The sequence below is a fragment of the Cellulosilyticum sp. ST5 genome (genome assembly GCF_046529625.1).
In the GTDB taxonomy this organism is placed as follows: domain Bacteria; phylum Bacillota; class Clostridia; order Lachnospirales; family Cellulosilyticaceae; genus Cellulosilyticum; species Cellulosilyticum lentocellum.
The window spans coordinates 795,960-821,088 of record NZ_CP132338.1; the positions used below are offsets into that span (position 1 = coordinate 795,960).

General features: G+C 35.4%; 25 protein-coding genes. 13 read left to right on the forward strand and 12 right to left on the reverse strand.

All coding sequences use genetic code 11. From position 1 onward, the window contains the following. The first annotated feature begins 115 nt into the window (after positions 1-115). From QTL86_RS03965 to QTL86_RS03975, 3 genes are all read left to right on the forward strand, one after another. Positions 116-562, forward strand: coding sequence for an Hsp20/alpha crystallin family protein (locus QTL86_RS03965; RefSeq protein ID WP_410496566.1), 447 nt, complete (start codon positions 116-118; stop codon positions 560-562). A 129-nt stretch (positions 563-691) separates the two neighbouring features. Further along, positions 692-2,161 carry a LexA family protein gene (locus tag QTL86_RS03970; RefSeq protein WP_410496567.1) on the forward strand — a complete coding sequence of 490 codons (1,470 nt, stop codon included), beginning with the start codon at positions 692-694 and terminating at the stop codon, positions 2,159-2,161. Between the two features lie 55 nt (positions 2,162-2,216). After that, on the forward strand, positions 2,217-2,780 hold the full coding sequence (locus QTL86_RS03975; protein WP_013657659.1) for a rhomboid family intramembrane serine protease: 564 nt from the start codon (positions 2,217-2,219) through the stop codon (positions 2,778-2,780). Between the two features lie 73 nt (positions 2,781-2,853). Here QTL86_RS03975 and QTL86_RS03980 read toward each other — a convergent pair whose 3' ends face one another. The 9 genes from QTL86_RS03980 to QTL86_RS04020 all read right to left on the reverse strand — a co-directional run bounded on the left by QTL86_RS03980 (position 2,854) and on the right by QTL86_RS04020 (position 10,953). Further along, entirely contained in the window at positions 2,854-3,462 is a 609-nt protein-coding gene (locus QTL86_RS03980) for a TVP38/TMEM64 family protein (protein WP_190283362.1), read from the reverse strand. Positions 3,463-3,677: 215 nt separating this feature from the next. Beyond that, positions 3,678-4,709: a PTS sugar transporter subunit IIC gene (locus tag QTL86_RS03985; protein ID WP_013657657.1), complete on the reverse strand. Its 1,032-nt coding sequence runs from the start codon at positions 4,707-4,709 to the stop codon at positions 3,678-3,680. Positions 4,710-4,750: 41 nt separating this feature from the next. Beyond that, complete coding sequence (sdaAA, locus tag QTL86_RS03990) at positions 4,751-5,638, reverse strand: L-serine ammonia-lyase, iron-sulfur-dependent, subunit alpha (RefSeq protein ID WP_013657656.1); 888 nt, start codon at positions 5,636-5,638, stop codon at positions 4,751-4,753. After that, complete coding sequence (gene sdaAB / locus QTL86_RS03995) at positions 5,638-6,318, reverse strand: L-serine ammonia-lyase, iron-sulfur-dependent subunit beta (RefSeq protein WP_127067085.1); 681 nt, start codon at positions 6,316-6,318, stop codon at positions 5,638-5,640. The genes sdaAA and sdaAB overlap by 1 nt, the downstream gene beginning before the upstream one ends. Positions 6,319-6,763: 445 nt before the next feature. Continuing rightward, complete coding sequence (locus QTL86_RS04000) at positions 6,764-6,886, reverse strand: hypothetical protein (RefSeq protein WP_410496568.1); 123 nt, start codon at positions 6,884-6,886, stop codon at positions 6,764-6,766. Positions 6,887-6,935: 49 nt separating this feature from the next. Continuing rightward, on the reverse strand, positions 6,936-8,126 hold the full coding sequence (hydF, locus tag QTL86_RS04005) for a [FeFe] hydrogenase H-cluster maturation GTPase HydF (RefSeq protein WP_410496569.1): 1,191 nt from the start codon (positions 8,124-8,126) through the stop codon (positions 6,936-6,938). A gap of 79 nt (positions 8,127-8,205) precedes the next feature. After that, entirely contained in the window at positions 8,206-9,624 is a 1,419-nt protein-coding gene (hydG, locus tag QTL86_RS04010; protein WP_127067083.1) for a [FeFe] hydrogenase H-cluster radical SAM maturase HydG, read from the reverse strand. 12 nt (positions 9,625-9,636) lie between these two features. Next, the gene (gene hydE, locus QTL86_RS04015) at positions 9,637-10,680 is read right to left on the reverse strand and encodes a [FeFe] hydrogenase H-cluster radical SAM maturase HydE (RefSeq protein WP_410496570.1); all 1,044 of its coding nucleotides are present in this window, start codon (positions 10,678-10,680) and stop codon (positions 9,637-9,639) included. Between the two features lie 3 nt (positions 10,681-10,683). Next, positions 10,684-10,953 carry a TM1266 family iron-only hydrogenase system putative regulator gene (locus QTL86_RS04020; protein WP_013657650.1) on the reverse strand — a complete coding sequence of 90 codons (270 nt, stop codon included), beginning with the start codon at positions 10,951-10,953 and terminating at the stop codon, positions 10,684-10,686. Positions 10,954-11,357: 404 nt separating this feature from the next. Between QTL86_RS04020 and QTL86_RS04025 the strand changes: the two genes are divergently transcribed. The 5 genes from QTL86_RS04025 to QTL86_RS04045 all read left to right on the forward strand — a co-directional run bounded on the left by QTL86_RS04025 (position 11,358) and on the right by QTL86_RS04045 (position 15,948). Continuing rightward, positions 11,358-12,872, forward strand: coding sequence for a catalase (locus QTL86_RS04025; RefSeq protein ID WP_410496571.1), 1,515 nt, complete (start codon positions 11,358-11,360; stop codon positions 12,870-12,872). 156 nt (positions 12,873-13,028) lie between these two features. Next, positions 13,029-14,021 carry a diaminopimelate dehydrogenase gene (locus tag QTL86_RS04030; RefSeq protein ID WP_013657648.1) on the forward strand — a complete coding sequence of 331 codons (993 nt, stop codon included), beginning with the start codon at positions 13,029-13,031 and terminating at the stop codon, positions 14,019-14,021. A 146-nt stretch (positions 14,022-14,167) separates the two neighbouring features. Next, the gene (locus tag QTL86_RS04035) at positions 14,168-15,139 is read left to right on the forward strand and encodes a calcium/sodium antiporter (protein WP_410496572.1); all 972 of its coding nucleotides are present in this window, start codon (positions 14,168-14,170) and stop codon (positions 15,137-15,139) included. A gap of 80 nt (positions 15,140-15,219) precedes the next feature. Beyond that, positions 15,220-15,447 carry a YgjV family protein gene (locus tag QTL86_RS04040; RefSeq protein WP_013657646.1) on the forward strand — a complete coding sequence of 76 codons (228 nt, stop codon included), beginning with the start codon at positions 15,220-15,222 and terminating at the stop codon, positions 15,445-15,447. 126 nt (positions 15,448-15,573) lie between these two features. Continuing rightward, complete coding sequence (locus tag QTL86_RS04045; RefSeq protein ID WP_013657645.1) at positions 15,574-15,948, forward strand: RidA family protein; 375 nt, start codon at positions 15,574-15,576, stop codon at positions 15,946-15,948. A 76-nt stretch (positions 15,949-16,024) separates the two neighbouring features. On the opposite strand, the gene QTL86_RS04050 is transcribed toward QTL86_RS04045, so the two are convergent. Further along, positions 16,025-17,320, reverse strand: coding sequence for a sensor histidine kinase (locus QTL86_RS04050; protein ID WP_410496573.1), 1,296 nt, complete (start codon positions 17,318-17,320; stop codon positions 16,025-16,027). After that, positions 17,313-17,993: a response regulator transcription factor gene (locus tag QTL86_RS04055; protein WP_127067078.1), complete on the reverse strand. Its 681-nt coding sequence runs from the start codon at positions 17,991-17,993 to the stop codon at positions 17,313-17,315. The genes QTL86_RS04050 and QTL86_RS04055 overlap by 8 nt, the downstream gene beginning before the upstream one ends. Positions 17,994-18,123: 130 nt before the next feature. Here QTL86_RS04055 and QTL86_RS04060 point away from each other — a divergent pair, with 130 nt between their 5' ends. The 5 genes from QTL86_RS04060 to QTL86_RS04080 are packed head-to-tail and all read left to right on the forward strand — an operon-like array spanning position 18,124 to position 24,657. After that, positions 18,124-20,451 (forward strand): hypothetical protein, encoded by a 2,328-nt coding sequence (locus tag QTL86_RS04060; RefSeq protein WP_410496574.1) that lies wholly within the window; start codon positions 18,124-18,126, stop codon positions 20,449-20,451. Positions 20,452-20,466: 15 nt separating this feature from the next. Then, positions 20,467-21,312 (forward strand): carbohydrate ABC transporter permease, encoded by an 846-nt coding sequence (locus QTL86_RS04065; protein ID WP_410496575.1) that lies wholly within the window; start codon positions 20,467-20,469, stop codon positions 21,310-21,312. 9 nt (positions 21,313-21,321) lie between these two features. Further along, the gene (locus QTL86_RS04070; RefSeq protein ID WP_410496576.1) at positions 21,322-22,158 is read left to right on the forward strand and encodes a carbohydrate ABC transporter permease; all 837 of its coding nucleotides are present in this window, start codon (positions 21,322-21,324) and stop codon (positions 22,156-22,158) included. Between the two features lie 10 nt (positions 22,159-22,168). Next, entirely contained in the window at positions 22,169-23,536 is a 1,368-nt protein-coding gene (locus QTL86_RS04075) for an efflux RND transporter periplasmic adaptor subunit (protein ID WP_410496577.1), read from the forward strand. Further along, entirely contained in the window at positions 23,533-24,657 is a 1,125-nt protein-coding gene (locus QTL86_RS04080; RefSeq protein ID WP_410496578.1) for an ABC transporter permease, read from the forward strand. Before QTL86_RS04075 ends, QTL86_RS04080 begins: the two co-directional genes overlap by 4 nt. A 171-nt stretch (positions 24,658-24,828) precedes the next feature. Here QTL86_RS04080 and QTL86_RS04085 read toward each other — a convergent pair whose 3' ends face one another. Then, entirely contained in the window at positions 24,829-24,996 is a 168-nt protein-coding gene (locus QTL86_RS04085; protein ID WP_190283361.1) for a hypothetical protein, read from the reverse strand. Between the last annotated feature and the right edge of the window lie 133 nt (positions 24,997-25,129).

Here is a 25,129-nt window from a genome sequence, read left to right on the forward strand (position 1 = left end):
ATAAAAAAATACTTGACAATAACATTTAAGAAGCCTATATTATAAGTGTAATTAGCACTCAACCAATGAGAGTGCTAACAAAATTATAAAAAGGTTTCTTAAAGGAGGAGTTTATATGTTTGGATTAACACCATTCAATCGTCAAGCAGTTCAAAGGAGCAACAACGGATTTGTAGACTTTTATCATGTAATGGATGACTTTTTTAACAATGATCTTCTCAGCTTCAGGGATTTTAAGTATGACACCTTTAAGGTAGATATTAAAGAAGATGCTAATGGCTATGCTATTGAAGCAGAGATGCCAGGCGTTAAAAAAGAAGACATTGCCATCGACTATCAGAACGATCAACTGATTATAGCCGTACAACGAAAAGAAGAAATGAATGATGAAAAAGATCAATATATCCATCGAGAACGTCGCATGGCTTCTATGCAGCGTGCAATTAGCTTAAAAGATGTTAAAGTAGACGGCATTACAGCTAAATTAGAAGAGGGTATATTAAAGATAAATATTCCAAAAGAAGAAGTACCAAAAGCAAAACGATTAATTGAAATCCAATAAAAGTTAAGACCTAGAGGACTACCGCACCAAGTTGCAGTAGTCTTTTTTTGTTTACTTTCTTGCTTGATTAAGATGACATAAATTCGTATAATAAAAAGTAATCAGTAAAACATAAGAAGGAGGGCGGACATGCAAAAATTAACTTATTCACAAAAGAAAATAGCACACTATCCTATTACAGGACAAAGCATCATTAAAGGGGAAGAACAAGCAGGAAAAACGACTATTGGGATTGCACGTATGCTCTACCTATTAGAAAATACAGGGAAAAAACTCCTTTTTGTTGCAGTTAAAAGTGAAGCTTATGAAGTCGCTAAGCAACAATTAGCTACTGTTAAAAGTATGGAAAATATGAGTTTATTTGAAAGTGATAGCCATTTAAATCAAGGGACAATCTATAGATTAGAAGACTTGTTAGCCCAATTAGCTCAGGAATGTTTTAAAGAAAAGCCATATATTTATATAGAAGAAATACCAGAAATGTTATTGGAAGAAGCCATTCATCAGGTGAAAAAAGAATATCCACGTGTAAAATGCTTAAAAGAAAAGCGTCTCTTAAAAGAAGAAATGAAATGGATGGATGTTAAAGGTTACACTTCATTAGAGGGCTATTTAGATGCAGATCGCGTTGGTTGTGAAATGAAATGGCCTAAAAAAGGAAAAACCAGACAAGCGTTATGGGCACTGAAAACATATATAGAGGTTGAATTAGAAGAACAAGGTAAAATGACGACTAGTCAAAGAGATTTAAGGCTTTTAATAGCACTTAAAGAGGGCAGACTGAAAGGACAGTATGTACATTTGATTGTAGATGATGCCCATTTATTAACGGAGGTACAGTTAGAACTCCTTGGTTTATTAAGAAAAGAGCAAAAAGGAGAGGTTCTTTTCTTGGTAGCTACTAAGCCTGAGTTTTCTAGAATGTTGGGGCTTATGAGAGGAACTAGTTACAAAAAGTTAGGCTATGATATGACCGGAAGAGTAAGGCGCTTAAAAGGAGTGAGACAAAAAGGAAAAGTAAAGGCTAAGAAACAGATTTCTTTAGAACCTACGCCATTAGAAATCTTTATGAGCAATCAGTTAAATAGCCTTCAAGAATCTCATTTACCATGGTATGTGGAAACTTATAAATATATTAATAAATTAACAGGCCTTGAAACCATCTTTAAGCAAGACACAAGTGCAGGAGAGACTTATATTGATGAAGTGAGGCAAGAAGATGTACAAAGCCTACCGATTTATTCTGATATTGCAGCTGGTATGCCTATTGAAGTAGTAGATGATACATGTGGCAGCTTTGAAATACCAGGAGAATTAACAGGACATAAAAAGAATACTTATATGCTGCATGTACAAGGAGATAGTATGATTGGGGCAGGTATTGATGATGGTGACTATGTAGTCATCCAAGCAGGTAGTGTGAGTGACCATGAGATTGCTGCAATTTACTATAATGGAGCCATCACACTCAAGCGAATTGTTCAGGAAGAAGAGCATATTTTATTAGTAAGTGAAAATCCTAAATATCGACCGATTGTGATTGAAGATGGTGAATTTAGAGCTATGGGTAAGCTAATCGGAGTATTAAAAAATTTGTAAGATGACGCTATTATTTTCCTGTGCTATACTAATAAAAAAGTAATAGGAGGAAATGATGAATTACTTAAAAAAGATTAAATATAATTCCCCCGTCATCTTAAGTTTTACGCTTCTTTCTCTTTTTGCAGTTATATTAGGTTACTTAACAGCAGGTCTATCTACACAACTTTTATTTTGTGTTTATAAGAGTTCACCTCTAAATCCACTTTCTTACATTCGTTTATTTACACATATTTTAGGACATGCTGATTGGCAGCATTTTTTAAATAACTTTATGCTCATTCTTTTGGTAGGTCCTATGCTAGAAGAAAAGTATGGGAGTAAAAAACTATTAGGGATGATTGTTTTTACGGCTTTTATAACGGGTTTAATCAATATTATTTTTTTTGATACCGCCTTGTTAGGGGCAAGTGGTATTGCTTTTATGTTGATTCTTTTAAGTTCCTTTGCTAATATTAAGCAAGGTGGCATTCCTTTAACACTTATTTTAGTAGCTGCAGCTTATATAGGAAATGAAATCATTAATGGCCTTATCAGTCAAGATAATATTTCACAACTGACTCATATCATAGGAGGTATTTGTGGTTGTGGCTTAGGTTTTGTAATGAATAAAAAGTAAGAAAACACCATCCTCTAGCATTATTGAAGTGCTAGAGAATGGTGTTTTCTTACTTTTTTACTTTTATTACACCCTATAAGTATCTTGTAACATAGCGTGTTACAAACTGAAGTACAGCCGTTAAGCTAAAGCTATAAGCCATTAAGGCTGCTGGTTTACCCAATAGAATAATGGTAGTAAACTTCTTATAAGTCATTTTAGTAAGGCCTGCTAGCATACATAAAAAGTCATCTGGTGCTACTGGAAAGAAGATGGCTAGGGCGAAAAGCTTGTCAAAGCGTTCTCTTTCACTGAGCCAACCAATGTATTTTTCGTAGAGCTTTTCTGAGACCATACTGCGGATGAAGGTTTGACCATAAGAGCGGGCTAAGGCAAAGTTAATAATGGAACCAATAACAATACCTATGTAGTTATAGAGGAAACCTTCTAAAGGTCCAAAAATCACAACACCTGCCACGCAAGTAATACCTCCAGGAATAATAGGTACAACTACTTGTACGATTTGAATTCCTATAAATAAAAGAGGTCCCCAAATACCTGCTTCTTTAACAGCTGCTTGAAGTCTATCAGTAGAAGTAAAGATGCCTTTTTGATAGCCATAAATAATAGCTAGAATAGTAGCAACGATGCCTAGAACGGATATAAGCCGAAGCACTTTTTTAGATATAATTTTTTCATTCATACGATAACTCTCTCTATTTTTTCTTTTTTTATTATTATAAATATATTATAACCAAAAAATATTAAATTGAATATCATGAAAGTATTAAGATTTGTTAAGAAATGGTACATAAAAAGCTATAGCTTTTCTAAGAAATCAGTTACTTAAACGAGATGACTTAGAAAAAGCTATAGCTTTTAATTGGTAATAGGAGATGATGTGAATATCAATTATTTTTATAAAATAGTTGCCTCAGTTCCCCTGATTTCAGCAGCTGTTTTAATTTTATGGTTCTTAAAGATAAAGTAGCCGATGTAACCACTAAGTACACTTACAGCAATACATCCAGCAGCAGCAATTAAAACTTGCATTGGAGGATTATAAGCGAACATAACGGCAAAACCAGCAATAGGTGTTGCTGTGCCTGGTGTCATATTAGTAAGTCCCATAAGCGCTACGATAATACCACTCATTGCCCCACCAATGAAATTAGTTGCATAAACTGGAATAGGGTTAGCACTGATAAGATCGGCCTGAGTAAGCGGCTCAATAGCTACAGCAATCGTATCTTTCTTTGTTCCAAATTTCATTTTTTTGAAGAAGATAAAGTTCATGAAAGAAGAACCGAATACGGCTAACGCACCGATGGCCATTGGAATACCTGTAAGACCAAGCATTGCTGTAAGGGCCATAGAGCTAAGTGGTGCAGTAGCAACAACTGTTAAGATACCCCCTAAGATAATACCCATGATGATTGGGCTAGCATTTGCTGATGAAAGGAGGACATCACCAATTTTTAATAAAGTACTATCCACAATAGGTGTCATGCCTGTAGCAATTAAACGTGAAAGAGGTGCTGCAATCACAATAATTACAATAAGGTCTAAACCTGCTGGTACTTTTTTCTCAAGGAATTTAACCACATAAGAAATAAGGTAACCTGCCACGAAGCCTGGTAAAATACCAAAGCCTGAGCAAGCAAGTCCAGTAAGAACAGCGTAAACAGGTGATACACCTAAAGCAAGTGGTACTAAAATACCAGCTGCAACACCACCAAGACTACCATTAGCAGCCCCTACGCCTTGTAAAAATTCTATATTTAATACACCACCGAAGAATGCATCATGGAAAGCTTCGACTAAGAAGCTTGCACAAGCTGCATTTGCAAGAGCACCCATAGCTTTCATACCATTTGGCGCCTTATAGCTAAATAAAGTAAAGAGTCCTAATACTGCGAGTAATAGAGCTGTTCCGATTAAGATATCCATTAATTATGCCTCCGCTTAGTTGTCAGTTTTTATCAGTTATTTTAGTTATCGGTTTTTCCAAATACTTTTTCTTTAAGGGCCTTACCTGTTGGTGTAATAGCTACACCACCTAGAGCGGTTTCCCTTAATTCTTCAGGAAGTCCAAGACCTACCTTATACATTGCTGATAGCGCATCATCAAAAGGAATTTTTGAATTAACACCAGCCATGACCATGTCTGCAGTTGAAAGGGCATTGATGGCACCTGATACATTTCTTTTAGCACATGGAATTTCCACTAGGCCAGCAACTGGATCACAAACAAGACCGAGTACATTTTTAAAAATGATGGCAGCTGCATCTAAGCTCATTTCAGGTGTGCCACCCATCATTTCTACAACTGCGCCTGCAGCCATAGCAGCAGCAGAACCACATTCAGCTTGACAACCGCCTTCAGCACCAGCGAAAGTTGCATTCATACCGATAATCATACCAATGGCAGAAGCGGCAAATAAACCTTGAATCATTTCTTCATCACTTTGTCCAAGCTGCTCGCCAGCAGTTAAAATAACAGCGGGAAGAATGCCACATGAACCAGCAGTAGGACAAGCTACAATCTTACCCATAGAACCATTCACTTCTGAAGAAGAAATAGCCATAGCCATGGCTTTAATAATGCCATTACCCATCAAAGATTTCCCTGAGTTAAGGTATTGTTGTAAGCGATAAGCATCACCACCAATAAGACCACTTAAAGAATACACTTCTTTTTCACGACCTAGTGTAGCACCTTCTCTCATAACAGCTAAAGTAGCACCCATTTGAGTCATTAAAGTTTCTCTAGAGACTTCTTTGCTTTCCATTTCTGTACGAATCGCATATTCGCTTAAAGTGATTTGTTCTTCTTTACAGATTTCGATAAGTTCTTTTCCTGATTTAGCAATTCTCATTATGAAACACCTCCTAGCTGATTAATGACAATAACGCGGTTAATACCATCTACATTTTTAATTTCAGAAATAATATCTTCCGGAATGCTATGATCTACTTCGAAAGTCATAGTAGCTCCTTTACCTTTTTGACTTCTCACTAGTTTCATAAAAGCAATATTAATTTGTTTCTCATAAAACAAGCCAGAGATTTTAGCAACTGTACCAGGAATATCATTGTGACAAGTGATAACTGTTGGGTATTCCCCTGTGATTTGAACTTTATTACCATTGATTTCGTGGATTTCTACAAGCCCACCACCAATAGATGAACCAAGAACTTCCCAGTGAATGCCTTCCCCATCTGTTATAAGGAATTTAACTGTATTCGGGTGAACTTGTCCTAAATCCGTTGGTGTAAAAGTAATTTTAATGCCTGCTTCCTTTGCTAGAGTGAGTGAATCTCTAAGGCGAGCATCATCAGGATTCATGCCTAAGATTCCTGCAACAAGTGCACGGTCTGTACCGTGTCCTTTATAAGTTTGGCTAAAAGAGCCGTGAAGTAAAAAGTTGACCTCTTTAATAGGTTTATTAACGATAGTTCTAGCGATTTTTCCAAGTCTAGCTGCTCCTGCTGTATGCGATGAGGAGGGACCAATCATAATAGGGCCTAAGACGTCAAATACTCCAATGTTTGCCATGTACAACATCCCTTCTGTGTGGTGATTTTTTTAGACTAAAATACTTGAGATAGTTAATAGATAGAATAAGAAATGATAAAAAAATAACGAAGTTATTATTCGAAATATTAATTACTCAAGTATGTCATAAATTGTAATTAGTTGTAACTATTTACAATAAAATTATAAAACATAACATACAGTTTGTATAGTTTTTCAAGTACATTCCAATAATTACCAGGTATATATGAAAGGTAAATGAATAAAATAAAAAGTTACATATAGAAAATTGGCGAAACAGAAAAAGGATATAAAAAGAGTTGTTATTTTTTTAGCAATTCATAGACATTGAGAAATCCATTCTATTGTTTCAAATAAAAAAGCAAAAGCATGGTCTTTATCAAGAAGAGATGCTTTTGCTTATTAGGAAAAAGTTAATAAAAATAAGTGATGGAATATCAAATGATTATTTTGATTCCCAGGCAATCAAGGCATAAGTTTTGCCAGTTTTTTGTTTGAAAAGTGCTTCTGCCTCTTTAACGGCTATAAGTTCTTCTTCAGATAAATTAGCAATAGAATAGTTAGTCATTATGATACCTCCTTTATTTCTAGTATTACTATTTCCTAGATTAATAAAGTTATGCATCAATATGTTCTAAAATCCCTGATAAGTAAGCAATGACAACACCATAGTTAGAAATAGGAATATTTAGGGCTTTGGCCTGGGCTACGCGTGAGAGCACATATTTTCTGTTAAACATACAGCCGCCGCAGTGAATGATGAGGTCGTAGCCTTCAAGTTTAGAAGGAAAATGAGGACCGCTAGTAATATCAATAGTAAGGCTAGAGCCTATTTTCTGCCTTAGTAAGCGAGGAAGCTTTTCCCTGCCAATGTCTTCACTTAAAGGCGCGTGTGTACAAGCTTCAGCTATAAGTACTTTAGAGTTTTCTGTTAAAGTATCGATGGCATAGGCACCTTTTTTGAAAGCTTGTAAGTCGCCTTTATAACCAGCGAATAAAACAGAAAAAGAAGTTAATTTACTGCTACTTGGTTTTTGATCGTAAACGGTTTTAAAGACCTGAGAGTCTGTAATAATTAAATCAGGTGCTTTAGCTAATACCTTTAAAGTAGCAGCTAGTTGGTCGGTGGTACAGCTCATGACTAAACACTTTTTATCTAGTAGATCACGAAGCGTTTGTACTTGAGGAAGAATGAGTCTGCCTTTAGGGGCTTGAATATCTTGTGGCATTACAAGTAAAACTAAATCACCAGGAGCGGCTAGAGGTCCTGTAATACTTTTAACTTCATAGTCTTCTGGTAAGAGACGAATAATAGCTTCCTTAATAGCATCGATGCCTTCTTTATTTTTAGCACTGACTAAAATGGGTGAGATGCCACAAGTAGCTTCTATCTGAGCAGCGAGGCTATCCCTATTTTCTAACGTATCTACTTTATTAATAATAGGGATAAAAGGCGTATCTTGCGCTTTAAAGTGCTGAAGCCATTTTAGTTCTTCTGCTAAATCAGAATCGGTAAAAACAATAAGGGCAATATCTGTCTTTTGTGTAGCTTCTTTAGTCTTTTCAACACGCAATTTGCCCAAGGAACCAATATCATCAAAGCCAGCCGTATCAATAAATACACAAGGGCCTATACCATAAATTTCCATAGATTTATAAACAGGGTCAGTGGTAGTACCTGCTTCTTCAGAAACTAAAGCAATTTCTTGACCAGTTAAAGCATTAATAAGAGAAGACTTACCACTATTTCTTTTACCATATAAGCCAATGTGAAGACGATTAGCTCTCGGAGTATCCATCAAACTCATATCTACACTTCCTTTCTTGAAATAGGTGATTTATTATAGCTACTCAAGTTTAAAATGAAAACTATTTCAAAATGCATGATTAAAATCTAAAATCCCTAGCTCCACCTTGAATAGCTTTTAATTGACTAACTGCTTTTTCTAGAACTTTTGGATTGGTAATGGTTTTAAGTTCTCTTTCAACGATAGAGGTTGCAGCTGCCTTAGTTGTAGGAGAAGCATAATCTTCTAGATATTCTTGCAATGTCATAAGAGCATTAGGTCCGCAGCAGTTAGCAATTTGCCCAGATTTAACAAGACTCATAAAACGATCTCCTGTACGGCCTTCTCTGTAGCAAGCTGTGCAAAAGCTTGGAATATAGCCAAGCTCTAAGAGCCAACCTACAATTTCATCCAATGTGCGAGTATCACTTAATTCAAATTGAGCAGAGTTTTCTTCTTCCTTTTCAGGAGTGACATAGCCACCTACACTGGTGCTAGAACCACCACTAATTTGAGAAATTCCTAATTCTAATACACGCTTTCTAGTTTTAGGAGATTCTCTAGTAGAAATAATCATGCCTGTATAAGGCACAGCAATACGAATAACTGCCACAATTTTAGCAAAGATGTCATCAGAAATAGCATTGGTGAATTCATCAGGGTTAATATCATCTGCAGGACAAATACGAGGAACACTAATGGTATGTGGACCTACACCATGCACTGCTTCTAAATGTTCCGCATGCATAAGTAGGCCTACAAAATCATAACGATACTTATTAAGACCAAATAAAACACCAAGTCCTACATCATCAATGCCGCCAGCCATAGCTCTGTCCATGGCTTCTGTATGATAAGCATAGTCGTGCTTAGGACCAGTAGGATGAAGTGCTTCATAATTCTTTTTGTGATAAGTTTCTTGAAAAAGAATATAAGTACCAATACCTGCTTCTTTTAATTTATGGTAGTTTTCTATGGTGGTGGCAGCAATATTGACATTGACACGTCTAATAGCACCATTTTTATGCTTAATGCTATAAATGGTTTTGATGCTTTCTAAGATGTAATCTAGTGGATTGTTGGCAGGGTCTTCACCTGCTTCTAGTGCAAGACGTTTATGTCCCATGTCCTGAAGGGCAATGACTTCAGCTCTGATTTCTTCTTGTGTCAATTTTTTTCTAGTAATATGTTTGTTTTTATGATGATAAGGACAGTAGGTGCAGCCGTTGACACAGTAATTAGATAGGTAAAGTGGGGCAAACATAACAATACGATTACCATAAAAACGTTGTTTAATTTGTTTAGCTAAAGCTTCAATTTCTTTGTTTTCCTCTTCTAACTCACAAGCTAAAAGGAGTGCGGCTTCACGGTGATTTAAGCCTTTACAGTCTTTAGCTTTTTCAATGATGCTACTAATAAGGATTTTATTAGTTTTGTTAGCATCTGCATAAGCTAAGGTTTCTAGAATTTCTTCATCATTAATGAATTCAGTTGCAGTCATAGATTTGGGATTATACATATTAACGCTCCTTTATAAAGGAGAGAAGTCACCACGATTAACAGCTAGGCTATAGCCGATTTGTTTTAAACGATTATTAAGACAAGCCCAACACTCAGCAGCTTCTTCCCCTGTACATATTTTATTATTATACAAACTATATTTCTTACGAACGCCAACCGGAGAAAGGTTAGGCATGACAACATTAGCGCCGGCTAAAATGCCTTTTTCACGGCCTTGAGGATCAATGGTGCCCAGGGCTGTAGTAGCTGGGATTAATCCATTGGGTAGGATGAGTCTAAGAAGGCCAATTAAAAATAAAGTAAGTGACAGGGTGCCTGCAGAGTGGTCTTTAAAGGGGGTAGCTTGATGTGGAATAAAAGGGCCAATGCCTACCATATGGGGTTTAAAGTCTTGGATGAAAAGTAAGTCTTCACATAGCGTATCAAAGGTTTGATAAGGTGAACCTACCATAAATCCGGTACCCACTTGGTAACCAATAGCTTTCAGGTCATAAAGACATTGTTTCCTTTGCTCTAGACTTTGAGAAGCAGGGTGAAGTTGGCTATAATGAGCAAGATTAGCTGTTTCATGACGAAGTAGGTAACGATCAGCACCAGCTTTGAAAAAGCGTTCATAGCTTAAGCGGCTTTTCTCACCAATAGAAAGCGTAATGGCGCAGTTAGGATGTTGACTTTTGATAGCTGTTAAAATATCACAAATGGTATCATCTTGAAAGTGACCATCTTCACCACCTTGTAAAACAAAGGTACGAAAGCCTAAGTGATAACCTATTTCAGTGCAAGATAAAATGTCTTCTAAAGTAAGCCTATAGCGCTCAGCCTCAGTATTACTCCGTCGAATGCCACAATAGTAACAATCTTGCTTGCAGTAGTTAGTAAATTCAATAAGGCCTCGGGTATAAATCTGATGGCCAAAAAGATGAGTAGCGGTTTGCCTTGCTTTTTCAAAGAGATAAGAAGAAAGGTCTTCATCTTGGTGGTGTGAAAGTAAGAGAAGGTAGTCTGCTTTACTTAAACGATGCTCTTTGGCAAGGATATCAATAAGGGCCTTCATGACTTAATCCTGCATTTCTAGAGGTTCATTTATTTTTGAATACACGGTCTTCACGTTGACATGAGGAATCATCCCCAATTTACCTGACAAAGCACTAATCACGCTATTAGGAGCATCTATAATGACACTAATCACAGAAACGTTTTTAGGTTTATAGGGCACACCCATTCGGCCTACAATATGTTCACCATACTCATGTAAAATGCCATTGATTTTTTCTACGGAATCTTTATTTTCTACTATGATTCCAATTAAAGCAATTCTTGTTTCCATTTCTCATATCCTTTCCTTATTAAAATGAAATAAAAAAATTGAAAAGATGTGGATTGAACCTCTCAGCAAAATACAAAATAGAGGTTATAAAAGCGAAAAATCCCTAGGCCAAGAGGCCTAGGGATAGCAAAAGAAGAAGTAGTACCTAAAAAGGCCTTGCTCCTATAAAGTCTCCATATGCTCCGCCTTACCACTTGGGACGAACCCTTGTGCAATCAGTACGATAATTAAAATAAGAGGTTCGATACCAGAACAAATCTTAGTAACTCACCTGTATTTATTTTAACATAATAGAAAATAATATTAAATATGTTTTGAAAATTTTAATGATTACTTCATCATATTATACTACTTCAGCTTCATAAACTAATAAGAGGGCTATTTATAAAAATGGAGGAGGCAGTATGGAAGAAAATAAATTAACAACGAGTGTATCCATACCAGTTACAAGTGATCAAGCAGCTATAAGTACGGGAAAAAAAGTAGGCTTTGATTTACTGGCAGATGCTTATTTGCAGGAAAAACTAGCTCATTTTAATAGGGAGCGTATTCCAGAAAGGGTTGTACATGCTAAAGGTGGAGGAGCTCATGGGTATTTTGAAGTAACCAATGATTTATCTAAGTATACGATGGCAAAGTTTTTAAATCAAGTAGGTAAACGAACGGATATTTTTATACGTTTTTCTACAGTAGGTGGTGAAAAGGGATCTGCTGATACTGCTAGAGATCCTAGAGGTTTCGCTATGAAGTTTTATACTGAGGATGGTAACTATGACTTAGTAGGTAATAATACACCGATTTTCTTTATTAGAGATGGTATTAAATTTCCAGACTTTATTCATACCCAAAAGAGAAATCCACAAACCAATTTAAAGGACCCTAATATGTTTTGGGATTTTCTTTCTTTAACACCAGAATCGTTGCATCAAGTGATGCGGCTTTTTTCTAATCTAGGTACACCTATGGGATTTAGGCATATGGATGGTTTTGGTAGCCATACCTTCATGTGGTACAATGAAAAAGGAGAATATGTTTGGGTAAAATATCATGTGCTTACGAATCAGGGTATCAAAAACTTTACAGCAGCAGAAGCAGAAAAAATAGCAGGTGAGAATCCAGATTATTCCGTTCAAGATTTATTTAACGCTATTGAAAGAGGAGAATATCCTTCGTGGACTGTATGCGTGCAAATCATGACACCAGAAGAAGCTGCCCATTACCGCGTAGATCCTTTTGACGTAACGAAAACATGGTATGAAGAGGATCATCCACTTATTCCATTAGGTAAGATTGTACTTAATAAAAACCCCATCAATTTTTTTGCAGAAGTAGAGCAAGTAGCTTTTGCACCAGCTCATTTTGTACCAGGTATATGGACTTCACCAGATAAGCTTTTACAAACGAGATTAATGGCTTATGAAGATGCCCATCGTTATCGTTTAGGTGCTAACAATACACAAATTCCTATTAATAAACCAAAAGCTTGTTTATATACTACACAAAGAGATGGTAATATGCAGGTTAATGGCAATATGGGTAATGTACCGAATTATTTTCCTAGTAGTTTTGTTAATGTAGTGGTATCACCTGAAGCAGCACCACCGCCTATTCCTGTAGTAGGAGAAATTAAGAGACATGTTATTGAAAGCACAGATGCTGATTTTGTGCAGCCTGGTGAATTTTATAGGGCTATGACCAGTGATGATAAAGCACACTTTATTTATAATGTGACCGACAACTTAAAACATGCAGATCCTGCATTGCAATATCGCCAAACAGCTTTGTTTTATAAAGCAGATCATCAAATGGGGCAGCTTATTGCAGAATGCTTAGGTCTTGATTTTGAAACTATTAAAAAGTTAGCTGATATGACACAGGAAAAGCGTGTTGCAGCAACTATGCCTAAAGGAAAAGTATAGGTTGTATTTTGAAGTGATTTGATATTGACAAATGAAAAGAAATCAAAGATAATTTAGTAGTACTAATCAATACCACTAAATTGGGTAGAATTTAGTGTTCAGTTATGAGTAGTGTACAAATGAGTTAATAACAGCAGGAAACTAAGGAGGTTTGTGATGAGTACGAAAGTAAGAGTAGGTATCGTTGGATATGGAAATGTTGGCCGTGGAGTAGAAGTGGCGCTTGGACAAAATGAAGACATGGAACTTGTTGCAGTATTTACAAGAAGACCAGTAGAAACTGTAAAAATCGCCACACCATCAGCAAAGGTGGTACATATGGATGAACTAGAAGGCTATAAAGGAGCCATTGATGTGATGATTTTATGTGGTGGTTCAGCAACAGATTTACCAGTACAAGGACCAGAAATGGCAAGTATGTTCAATACCATTGATAGTTTTGACACACATGCAAGAATTCCAGAATACCAAGCAGCAGTAGAAAAAGCAGCAAAAGCAGCTGGTAAAACAAGTATCATTTCAGTAGGCTGGGATCCAGGTTTATTCTCAATGATTCGCATGATGTCAGGTGCTATTTTACCAAAAGGTAATGACTATACTTTCTGGGGTAAGGGGGTAAGTCAAGGACACTCAGACGCTATTAGAAGAGTAGAAGGCGTTAAAAACGGTATCCAATATACGATTCCCGTAGATTCAGCTATCGAAGCAGTTAGAAATGGTAATAATCCATCTTTAACAACAAGAGAAAAACATACAAGAGAATGTTTTGTAGTAGCAGAAGAAGGCGCAGATCGTGCACGTATTGAAGCAGATATTAAAAATATGCCAAACTACTTCGCTGATTATGATACAACTGTTCACTTTATTACAGAAGAAGAACTTCGTGCTAATCATAGCAAAATGCCACATGGTGGTTTCGTATTTAGAAGTGGTGTAACAGGTGCTAACGATGAACATAAACAAATCATTGAGTTCTCACTTAAATTAGATAGCAACCCAGAATTTACAGCTGCTGCACTTGTAGCTTATGCAAGAGCTGCTGTTAGAATGAACAAGGAAGGCACATTAGGTGCTAAAACAGTATTTGATGTACCACTTTCTTATCTTTCACCACTTTCATCAGCTGAATTAATTAAGAACTTATTATAATAATACTTATTAAATAAATAGCAAATGAGTAAAAGCTTTTTAGAGGATGGAGTAGCCTTTAAAAGGCTTTTATTTTAGAATGAAAATATAACAGCATAACAATACTAACAATATTTAATACTATAACTAGTAAGGAGACGATATCTATGATTTATGTGTGGCTTATTTTAGGATTTATATTACTTATTAAAGGTGCAGATTATTTCGTAGAAGGTGCATCTGACATTGCTATTAGAGCAAGAATACCCAATTTGATTATTGGTTTAACTATAGTTGCTTTTGGGACAAGCGCGCCTGAAGCTGCTGTCAGTATTACTTCTGCTTTAAAGGGGCAAAATGATATTGCTATTGGTAATGTAGTAGGTTCTAATATTTTTAATTTACTTATTGTAGTGGGTATTGCAGCGATCATTACCCCTTTACAAGTGCAAAAATCTATCATCACTAAAGAATTTCCTTTTGCTTTATTATCCTCCTTTATCTTACTTATATTAGCTAATGATGCTATTTTTCAATCTACTAGCTTGAATACTATTTCTAGAGGGGATGGCTTAATCTTATTAGTTCTTTTTGGAATTTATATGTATTATCTCATTGAAATTGCTTTGAACCACAGAAATAGCACAGCAGAAGCTTCTGTAACTGATAATAAAGGAGTAGAAAAAGAGATTCGAATAGGAAAAAGCATACTCATTGCCGTTGGCGGATTAGTTGGGATTATAGTGGGTGGACAATTAGTTGTAGATGCTGCGAGTCAAATTGCACTAACATGGGGAATGAGCGAAAAATTAGTAGGACTTACTATTGTTGCGGTAGGCACTTCTTTACCAGAACTTGTGACTTCCATTATAGCAGCTAGAAAAGGTAAAAGTGATATTGCCCTAGGCAACGTAATTGGTTCTAATATCTTTAATGTGTTCTTTATTTTAGGCATTTCTTCTGTGATTTTCCCTATAGAAGTTAATGGTGCTGTTTTCATGGATATGATAGTTCTATTAATCGTAAGTATCATAACCTATATTTTCTCTATTACTAAAGTTAAAATTAGCAAGCTAGAAGGAAGCTTATTAGTGCTTAGTTATCTTTGCTATATGGTGTTTATTATAATAAGAAACTAAAAAACAGCAAATAATATGATTTAGCGTCATATAGTATTACGAAGACATTTTAAGGAAGACTAGAAAGGTAGGAAGAAAATATGTCCGCTACATCATGGATTGAATGGGTAGGTTATGCAGCTTCTATTATGATTGCCATTTCGCTTTTAATGACAGATGTGATTAAGCTTCGTCTGCTTAATACAGTAGGTTGTTTATTATTTGTTATTTATGGCTTTATTGTAGGTGCATATCCTGTAGCAGTTGCTAACCTTGCCATTATCCTCATTAATTTATATCATTTATATAAGCTTTATAATACCAAATAAAAGTATCTGAGCGTAAAAGAAGCAACAAGGTAATTGTTATAACAAGAGATAGACATTATTAAAAATATTGACGAAAGTCCAGTAAAGCAATATAATCGAGTCATAAAATAAAACAGGAGGCGCACCATGTTAAAAACAACACATACAGATGCTGCACCAGCAGCTATTGGACCATACTCTCAAGCAGTATGCATGAATGATTTAGTATTTACTTCAGGACAAATTCCTTTAGACCCAGCTACGATGACAATTGTAGGAGAAGAGATTACAGCTCAAACAGAGCAAGTGATGAAAAATTTAGCAGCTGTTTTAGAAGCGAGTGGGACAAGCTTTGATAAAGTTATTAAAACAACGTGCTTTTTAGCAGACATGGCAGACTTTGTTGCTTTTAACGAAGTTTATGCTAAATATTTTGTAAGTAAACCAGCACGTTCTTGCGTAGCTGTTAAAACTTTACCTAAAAATGTACTTTGTGAAGTAGAAGTTATTGCTTGTAAATAAGCAAGATTATCATAAAAAGAGCAATGATTAAAAGAAATGCTTTTAGTCGTTGCTCTTTTTGTATGTAAAAATAAAATTATTTTAAAGGAAAAATTAAGCTAAAGGTACAACCACCACCAGGAGTATCTTGAAGTGTAAGCTGCCCATGATGAAGCTGCATCATTTCATAAGCAATACTGAGACCTAGACCGTAGTGGTTTTTATCATGCCTTGATGTATCGACTCGGTAAAAACGATCAAATATATAGGGTTTATGCTCCTCGGCAATACCTGGGCCATTATCGATGACAGAAATAGTAAGCGCATGAGGAGTATAATTTAATACGAGAGATACTTTATTGCCAGCAGGTGTATAGGTAAAAGCGTTATCTAACAAAATACTTAAGGTTTGGCGAATACGTTCGTTATCAATCATTAAAGTAGGAACCAAATCATCAGGAAGAATGACATTAAAAATAAGATTCTTTTGCTTACTTAGGGGTATAAAGCACTCATACATATCTAGAACTAAAGTATCTATTTCTGTGGGAGTAGTTTGAATAGACCAATGTTTAGCATCCATATTAGCCAGTAAAAGAAGATCATCAATGAGGTGCTTCATACGTGTACATTCATTATGAATACTGGTAGTAAAACGAAGTGTTTCTTGATTAGCGTTAAGTGCTAAAGCCGAGGTATTCGTATGAATTACAGCTAGAGGTGAACGTAGTTCGTGAGAAGCAGCAGCGATAAAGTCTGTTTGCTTTTTTTGAGCAAGTTCAATAGGATGAGTTGCATGCCCTGAAAACCAAAAGCTAAAAATACCCAATAATAAAAAGCCAATGATGGTAAGCCCTACAAATAGCCATCGTAGAAGCCCAATATAGCGATCCATGCTTTTCATGTTTTTTAATAAAATCAAACGAAAATGCCCAATTTCAGAAGAAAAGGTCCCAATAATAGCTAAATAGTGTTCATGCTGGGGTGTTCTAAACTCAAAACTGACTTTGGGAATATCTAAAGTCGAGGTAAATAAATTAGAGGTGCTAAAATGATAGTTAGTCTCAGCAAGAGTAGTTGCTTCTGCAAAAAGTTGAGTTCTAGGCGTAATAGAAGGGGTATTACCTTTAAAAAGAAGAGGAATACCATTATCCTCTATCTTGATTAAAAGCTGATTAGTAGCTTCTAATTTAGATAAAAAAGTATGACTAATACTTCGCTCTGTTTGTAAACGAAAAACGATGCTATTTAACTGATTTTCAATTAAGGTATATTGCTGGGCATTAAATTGCTTTTCTAAAATACCTAAAGAAATCAAAGACATCATAGCTAGAAGCGTTGCCGTAATAAGCATACAAATCTTAGCTAAACGTGTACGGAGTGTTTTAAGCATAAGTAGCCTCCAAAGTATAACCAATGGAACGTAGCGTTTTAATATGTAACTCACTACCAACGGCTTTTAAGCGTCTTCTTAAAAAATGAATATAGTTATCTAAATTACCATCTTCTACCTCTGTATCAGGGCCCCATACCTTAGATAAAAGGAGTTCTCTTGTTAAAGGTTCACTAGGATGTCTTAAAAAGAACTCAGCTAAATCTCCTTCTTTTTTAGAAAGAGAACAAGAACGAAGGGGACCTGTTAAGCAAAGACCTAGCAAGTCTAAGGTAACATCTGCAAAATGGATTTGTTCAGTATTTATCATTTGACTAGGTCTACGGCTTAAAGCTCCAACTCTAGCAATGAGCTCTTCTATGGCAAAAGGTTTGACTAAATAATCATCAGCACCTGAATTAAGCCCAGCGACACGATCGCCTATGCCATCTAAAGCAGTGACCATAATAACAGGGAGCTGGAGATTTAAAGCGCGAATGCGCTTTAAAAGGCTTAAGCCATCTAAGCTAGGTAACATCCGATCTAAAATAACTAAATCATATGTATTGGTTTTCGCTAGTTCGAAGCCTTCTAGGCCATCCTCAGAGCAATCGATGTTATAGCCTACATGTTTTAAATGAAAGCAAATGCTTTCAGCAAGTTCAGTATCATCTTCAATGCATAAGATTCTCATCATGCAACTCCTTATTGTGTGATTTTTCATATTATAACACAATTATCTCTAAATTATCTCTAAAATCCTTTGAGGATTTTTAGAGATTGATTTGATATAGTACAGAGTGAAGAAGAAAGGAGAGATAGGGATGTTAAAAAAGAGTTTAGTAAGCTTACTGATTTGTAGCTTGATGTTACTAGCAGCAGTAGGGTGCAATAAAGAAATAGAAGCTACTACAGGAGAAGTAGCCATGGGACGCTACATAGAGGAAGAAGTAAATATTGATGGGTTTATGCCAGAAGCTATAACATTTTTAGTGTCAAATCAAGGTAAACCACAAATTTATCAACAAACAGAAAAAGGTTTTGTTATTTTTGAGGAACAAGAAGATGGAAATTGGGGAAAAGTAGAACCGGTTTGGCTTGAAGCTTTTAATAAGCAAGATGCTTATAACTGGATTTCTGCTATGGCTGTCAATGAAAAAGGAGAGCCTTACTTTATTGCTGTTGGCAATTTAGAAGAACAAGACCAAAATGTAGCATCGGGAGATATGGGAACCAAAGCAGAAAATAGTGACACAGGGAGTACAGAAGAAGCAAACCTTGGACAGGCAGAACAGCCAGAAGATGGAACAGAATTTAAAGAAGAAGCGGTTCTAATAACAAATGAGGATGGCACAAGTGAGGTAGTCAATCATACATATACCTATGCTATTTATGTTGAAGGTGATGCTATTAAAACTTGTAGGCTTAATATAACAGAAGGCTTAGGTTATATCATACCATCTCATGTTGTGATTTTACCGGATAATCAATTGGTGGTATCTGGCAATATGACTGGACAAAAGTGCTATGACCTTAAAACAGGAAATGAAGTTCGAAAGTATTCAGAAGCAGATGGGAATATTGCACAGATTAACAATAAGCTTTATACCATTAATTTAATAGATAAACAAATAGATGCTTATAATGAAAATGCAAGTCAAGTAGACCACTTTGTCCCATGTGAAAATATAGATGAAATTTCTATTTTAATACCAGCTGAAAATAATAATATGTACCTTGTTACCACAAATGGCATTAGACACTTTGCTGAAGGGGGAAGTATTTGGGAAGAGCTTATGAGTAGTACAGGACTTTCTTTAGGCTTGCCTTCTTATGGCCTAGTTAATGCGATAGAAAAAGAGGGACGTTTTATTGTGCAGATGACCAATGATCAATATCAAAATGTGATTAAACTCTATCGTTATTCGGAAACTACACCAACGTTGCCTACTATAGAATTAAATGCTTATACATTGGAAACCAATAGAACACTGCAAGAAGCATTAACAGCTTATCAATTACAACATCCAGAAGTACGTATTAATGTGCAAGTAGGCCTAACTGGAGAAGAGGGGATTACAAGAGAAGATGCTATTAAAGCACTTAATACAGCTATTTTAGCTGGAGAAGGACCAGATATCATGGTCTTAGATGGTCTTCCAATAGATACTTATATGGAAAAAGGTGTTTTGGCAGACTTAAGTGAAATAAAGGAAAAAGAGCAGATGTTTGAATTTGCAACTGCGCCTTTTCAAAAGGATGAGCAGCTTTATGCACTTCCACTTAGGTTCAAAGTACCAACTATATGGGGAGATACTCAGGTACTTAATGAAGTAAATAATCTAGAAGAACTGGGAGTTTATCAAAAAACACATTCAAAAGAAATGATATTACCTAAGCAGGGTTCAGAATATCTTATGAATTTATTTGCAGGACAGATGCAAAAAGAATGGTTTAATGCCCAAGGAGAATTACAAGAAGAAACATTAATACAATTTTTAGAAGCTGTTAAAACCTTTTCTGGGCAACAGGAAGAAGTATCCAAAGGATATAATACTATGATGAAAAATCAACATGAAACCATTAATACACAGAATATATTTGAATATGCTTTTGGAAAAAGTCATGTATTTATAGAAGATGTAGGCAGTATATTAGATTTACTTATTTGCAATGAGGCTAATAAACAAAAGGGGGAAGGTAGCTTTAAAATAGTACAACAAGAAGAAGAGTGTACTTATAAACCTAGTAGTATCATTGGGCTTAATGCAAGTAGTAAAAATAAGATACTTACTGAAGAAATAATGGCATTCATGTTAAATGAAAAGGTGCAGCTAACAGATACTTTAGAAGGCTTTCCAACTCATGTAGGTGCTTTTGAAAAATGGATTAAAGGAGAAACCACTAATAAAAATGCATCTTATATGTATTCAGTTGATGACTATGACATACTTGTTGTGGAATGGGGACATGAGGAAGCATTACAGGCTTTTTATGAAGAAGTGAAGCAAATTAAAACAGCTGTATTAGAGGATGAGGCCCTCATTAATCTTATTGTAGAGGGTAGCAAGGCATACTTTGAAAACAAGGAAAGTGCCCAGCAAGTAGTAGAACGTCTTAAACCACAGTTAGAACTTTATAGTAAGGAATAAAGAAAGGATTAGAGTATGAAGCAGATTAGAAAGTGGAAGGGGTTATTATTTGTATTACCTAGCTTATCAGGCGTACTAGTATTTTATATACTTCCTTTTTTGAAAAGCTTTGTATACTGCTTTACAGCGGACTTAAGTGACAGGCGATTTGTAGGACTAACACATTTTAAAACTTTGTTTAATAATGCCAATTATCGTTTGGCTATGGGCAATACTCTATTTATAATAAGCATTGCCCTTCCTAGCTTATGTTTCCTATCCTTGCTAATAGCTTTATTAATTGAAAAGCAATTGGCTAAAAGAAAATGGCTACAGGGACTTTTACTTATTCCTATGGCATTACCAGCAGCGTCGCTTATGCTAGTTTGGCAAGATTTATTTTCGAAGGAAGGTATTTTAAATGCAGTTTTAGGTACTCATCTAGATTGGCTTCAAAGTGACAAGGCGCCGTGGATTATTATTGGCTTTATTATATGGAAAAATCTTGGCTATAATATACTGCTTATTATAGGAACACTCCTTACCATGCCAAAAGAATATGAAGAAGCTGCCCAGCTAGATGGAGCGGGCTTTTTTAAGATTGCTAGTTTTATTAAAATACCTTATTTGGTACCCATGCTTTTTTTTACAATAATTATTTCATTATCCAACTGCTTTAAAATTTTTAGAGAAGTGTACTTACTTCAAGGAGATTACCCTAATAGGAATCTTTACTTATTACAACACTTCATGAATAATCATTTTGCTAAACTAAATTATGACTTATTAACGACTGCCGCTTTTACTTTATATACAGTGATTTTTATAATCATCTTTTTTGGGGCAAGATGGCAGCAATGGTATATAAGAGAGAATGGATAGGAGGAAGCAATGAAGAGGTTAAAGCAAGGAATAACTTATGTAGGCATGGGGCTACTATTAATAAGCATTTTGTTTCCTGTATACTATTTATTTTCTCATTCTTTAAAAGGTGAGGCACTTATTAAGGCAATCTATAGCCAACCTATAAGTTTATGGGAAAGAGTGTTTCCAAAGCCATTTTATATTAATTTAGATCAGTATTATCGCCTTTTATTTCGAACACCTCAGTATTTAGTTTATTTTTGGAATACACTAAGGGTTGTTGTGCCTATTGTTATCTTGCAGCTTTTATTAAGCATATTAGCGTCTTTTGGGTTTAGTAAGTTAAAGTTTTGGGGTTCAGAAACTTTATTTTTCATTTATATTATTATGATGCTCATGCCTTTTCAAGTGACATTGGTACCTAACTATATGATTTTAAGTAAGCTTCATTTCTTAGATAGTAATGAGGCTTTAATTTTACCAGGTGCTTTTGGAACCTTTGGTGTTTTTTTCTTAAAGCAATTTATGGAAGGGATAGATGCTAGCTTTATAGAAGAGGGACGTTTATTAGGTGCTAATGATAGGCAAGTGCTAAGTTATATTTTGGTACCTATGTGTAAGCCAGTTATTGTTGCAGCAGCAGTTTTATTATTTATAGATTATTGGAGTATGGTAGAGCAGCCTTTGATTTTTATAAGCACTAGAGAAAAACTACCCTTGTCTGTGTATTTATCCAGTCTAGCAGTGTCTAATATACATATTGGTTTTGCATGTAGTGTTTTATATATGGTTCTGCCACTCTTATTAGTTATTTATGCCCAAGATGATTTGTCAGACGGTTTAAAAATATCTAGTTTAAAGTAAGGAGAAAGTCATGGAGAAGACACAATCCCTTAAGCAAAAACTAATTCAAGTAATCCTGCTATTTTTAGCAGTATTAATAGGATGTACATTTATTTCGAGAAGCATTTATGAGTATCTATTACCTGTAGTAAGTACTGCTCAAGTTAAAAGCGACGTTGTAGAAGTGAAGTATTTAGCGACTGGTAAAATAGGATTAAATGAAGAAAGTTTAAAAAGTCAGCAAGCTATATTGGTATCTTCTATAAGTGGTCAAGTTATAGAGGTTTTTAAACAAGAAGGGGAATTTGTAGAAAAAGGAGAAGCTCTTTGTACTGTACAAAAAGGCGATTATGAGACTGAAGCTAGTAATAAAGCCTTCCAAGAAACAGAACTTACAATTGCATATGAAAGATTAGCAAGGCAGATTGCAAGTAAAGAAGAGGAAGTTGCCCAACTAGAAATTAGCTATGAGATTAAACAAAAAGAACTAGAGCAGTACGAAACGAGTAGCAAGTTAATAGACTTAAAAGAGCAGATTAAAGAGCAGAGAAAATTAGTTCAGGTGAATGAGGAGCTACATAAAGAAGGTCTTATAGCAATCAGTAGCTATGAAGCAGAAAAAAATAAGTTAGCTACTTTAGAAAGAAGCTTAGTAGATGAGGCAAAAGCTATAGAAACAGCGTTAAAGCAAAATATGCAAGATATACAAAATCAGCTTGCTGAAGTGACGCTGAGCCTTGAGGATTTAAAAGAAGAGCAATTTTTAAACAAGCAAAAACAACAACTAATCAGTCAGTCTTCTTTGAGTGAAACATTAGTAAGTCCTATGGAAGGATATGTTTATCGCTTAAATGTAGCAAAGGGAGCGTATGTTCAAACTGGGGAGCAGCTTTTAGTTGTTATTCCTAAAGCACTTAACTATGGTTTAAGCTTTGAAGTATCTGAAGAAACAGCTAATAAAATACAAATGGGACAAAGAGTAAGTTTTACTTTTAATCAAATGCGTTACGAAGCTAGTATTAATAAGAAAAAGTTTAAAGAAGAAAATGGACAATATGTAATAACAGCAGAAGTTGAGGAGCAGCTTTTAAGACAAATGCAGTTAGAGCCTACTACTTATAAGACAGTGAGTGTAGAAATAACCAACCGTTCTAGTGAGTATCAGATGATTGTGGATCAAAGTGCCATTAAAAAGGTGTATACCAATGCTTATGTATTAGTAGTAGAGGAAAGTGAAGGGATTGGTAGAAAGGTTTATAAAGTAAGAGAAGTACCTGTGACGATTTTAGAAGAAGGAGACTACAAAGTAGCTATATCAGCTCAGATAGATCAAAACCAAAGGATCATTACTTCCCATTTAGGAGATTTAAAAGATGGGCAGGAGGTAGCACTTAAATGAAGACTATAAAAAAGAGGGGCCTTCTTTGTTTAGTACTATTTATTGGCTTACAATGTTTGAAAATAGGTCTTATTGAAAGCTTACCCCAAGTTTATACTGAGGGAAGAATAGAAATTTACCCAAAAGAAAAGCTGGAAGTAACAAGCTTTTGTGAAAGCGATAGCTATAAAAAGCTTCAGCCAGTTGTATTAAATGAGCAGTCAGTGACATTAAAGGTTAAAAAGGAGAGAGAGCTTGTTGGAAGAGGGACTACCAGCAATCTTCCTATGATGGAACCTATTCAGATAGTAGATGGTGCCTTCTGGGGGGCAGCAGCTGATAGAGAAGGACGAAATGTGATATTACTTAGTGATGAAGTTGCAAAGCAGTACTTTGGCTCCATACAAGTGACGGGAAATGTATGTGAAATAGAAGGTATGGTCTATCAGATTGTGGGTGTGTATCGTAAGTACAAGTACTTTTGGGATTATTGGTTTGACTTAGGAGAGGATGTCATTTATTTTCCTGCAACAAGTACATTAGGAAAAAAGGCACCGATAAAGGCTGTTATTTTACCAAGTCAAGTAGCAGGTGAGATCATTGAAGAAAAGGCACTTTTAACGCTAGGATTAACCGAGGAGAATAGTGAAATACTGCATGGAGAGGATGTAAAAGCTTCTCTAAGAAGCTTAAAAGTAGCAGCTACAAGTGTTGCTGGGGTTATATTAATATTGTATTGCTTCATGGCAAGCTATAGATGTTTATTGCATCTTCATTTAAACGTAAGGCAGAAAGGCATCCACATTGTCAGCTATTTAATACTCATCCTAATAACTCAATTCTTTTTTTTAAGAGGGGTATATCTGCCTAGTGAAGCTTTACCACCTTATAACCTTTTTGATATCAGTTATTATATAAAACATTTTAAAGAACAACTTGTAACCTATCATCGTTTCATGCGAATAAGTTTAACATTATTTGAACCTATTTATTGGCAGATCAAGCAAGGTGCTAAGTTAATCAATCTACTGCAAATCATACTAAGCTTTCCTATGTGTAAATGGCTTGTATTTCAAGTGAATTCATTGCCTAATACCATTTCAAAACTGGCTTTAGTGCTTTCTAAATCAAAAATAAGCTGATTATCCATAAAGAAACGATAGTTAACTATAGCTACAGGACTTTCATGGATTATTCATCTCAAGGCCCCTATATTAGGGGCTTTTAATGGTTTAGAATGACTGTTTTAAAAAAAGACTTGGAGGGCAGGGGGTTGCACTAAGGTAAGAGCAGTCTTAGAGTAGGTTGTTACCTTAACACCTAAATAGGAATGTAATCACTTGAATAAAAGCCGAATGACTACCAAATTGATCAAATTGAACGCCGGGAATCATGGCTAAAGTATGATTCTCACCCTGATGTTTAAAATACCAGCCTTCAAAATAAGAATGTTTTTTATAAGTACCATGATAATGTTTCACTGGGAAAGCACCTCCATGTAGTCCATCGTTTTACATGTTAAGGTTTTCAAAATGAAAGGTAATTATATAGATAGGACGTAGGATAATGATGAGAGAGAAAATTGGTATTTATAGTTAAATCAGTCAAGAGTGA

What these genes read in the sequence shown, in the direction of transcription:
- QTL86_RS03965 (WP_410496566.1), top strand. Translation starts at nt 116, where the DNA reads ATGTTTGGATTAACACCATTCAATCGTCAAGCAGTTCAAAGGAGCAAC.
- QTL86_RS03970 (WP_410496567.1), top strand. Translation starts at nt 692, where the DNA reads ATGCAAAAATTAACTTATTCACAAAAGAAAATAGCACACTATCCTATT.
- QTL86_RS03975 (WP_013657659.1), top strand. Translation starts at nt 2,217, where the DNA reads ATGAATTACTTAAAAAAGATTAAATATAATTCCCCCGTCATCTTAAGT.
- QTL86_RS03980 (WP_190283362.1), bottom strand. Translation starts at nt 3,462, where the DNA reads ATGAATGAAAAAATTATATCTAAAAAAGTGCTTCGGCTTATATCCGTT.
- QTL86_RS03985 (WP_013657657.1), bottom strand. Translation starts at nt 4,709, where the DNA reads ATGGATATCTTAATCGGAACAGCTCTATTACTCGCAGTATTAGGACTC.
- sdaAA (WP_013657656.1), bottom strand. Translation starts at nt 5,638, where the DNA reads ATGAGAATTGCTAAATCAGGAAAAGAACTTATCGAAATCTGTAAAGAA.
- sdaAB (WP_127067085.1), bottom strand. Translation starts at nt 6,318, where the DNA reads ATGGCAAACATTGGAGTATTTGACGTCTTAGGCCCTATTATGATTGGT.
- QTL86_RS04000 (WP_410496568.1), bottom strand. Translation starts at nt 6,886, where the DNA reads ATGACTAACTATTCTATTGCTAATTTATCTGAAGAAGAACTTATAGCC.
- hydF (WP_410496569.1), bottom strand. Translation starts at nt 8,126, where the DNA reads ATGAGTTTGATGGATACTCCGAGAGCTAATCGTCTTCACATTGGCTTA.
- hydG (WP_127067083.1), bottom strand. Translation starts at nt 9,624, where the DNA reads ATGTATAATCCCAAATCTATGACTGCAACTGAATTCATTAATGATGAA.
- hydE (WP_410496570.1), bottom strand. Translation starts at nt 10,680, where the DNA reads ATGAAGGCCCTTATTGATATCCTTGCCAAAGAGCATCGTTTAAGTAAA.
- QTL86_RS04020 (WP_013657650.1), bottom strand. Translation starts at nt 10,953, where the DNA reads ATGGAAACAAGAATTGCTTTAATTGGAATCATAGTAGAAAATAAAGAT.
- QTL86_RS04025 (WP_410496571.1), top strand. Translation starts at nt 11,358, where the DNA reads ATGGAAGAAAATAAATTAACAACGAGTGTATCCATACCAGTTACAAGT.
- QTL86_RS04030 (WP_013657648.1), top strand. Translation starts at nt 13,029, where the DNA reads ATGAGTACGAAAGTAAGAGTAGGTATCGTTGGATATGGAAATGTTGGC.
- QTL86_RS04035 (WP_410496572.1), top strand. Translation starts at nt 14,168, where the DNA reads ATGATTTATGTGTGGCTTATTTTAGGATTTATATTACTTATTAAAGGT.
- QTL86_RS04040 (WP_013657646.1), top strand. Translation starts at nt 15,220, where the DNA reads ATGTCCGCTACATCATGGATTGAATGGGTAGGTTATGCAGCTTCTATT.
- QTL86_RS04045 (WP_013657645.1), top strand. Translation starts at nt 15,574, where the DNA reads ATGTTAAAAACAACACATACAGATGCTGCACCAGCAGCTATTGGACCA.
- QTL86_RS04050 (WP_410496573.1), bottom strand. Translation starts at nt 17,320, where the DNA reads ATGCTTAAAACACTCCGTACACGTTTAGCTAAGATTTGTATGCTTATT.
- QTL86_RS04055 (WP_127067078.1), bottom strand. Translation starts at nt 17,993, where the DNA reads ATGAGAATCTTATGCATTGAAGATGATACTGAACTTGCTGAAAGCATT.
- QTL86_RS04060 (WP_410496574.1), top strand. Translation starts at nt 18,124, where the DNA reads ATGTTAAAAAAGAGTTTAGTAAGCTTACTGATTTGTAGCTTGATGTTA.
- QTL86_RS04065 (WP_410496575.1), top strand. Translation starts at nt 20,467, where the DNA reads ATGAAGCAGATTAGAAAGTGGAAGGGGTTATTATTTGTATTACCTAGC.
- QTL86_RS04070 (WP_410496576.1), top strand. Translation starts at nt 21,322, where the DNA reads ATGAAGAGGTTAAAGCAAGGAATAACTTATGTAGGCATGGGGCTACTA.
- QTL86_RS04075 (WP_410496577.1), top strand. Translation starts at nt 22,169, where the DNA reads ATGGAGAAGACACAATCCCTTAAGCAAAAACTAATTCAAGTAATCCTG.
- QTL86_RS04080 (WP_410496578.1), top strand. Translation starts at nt 23,533, where the DNA reads ATGAAGACTATAAAAAAGAGGGGCCTTCTTTGTTTAGTACTATTTATT.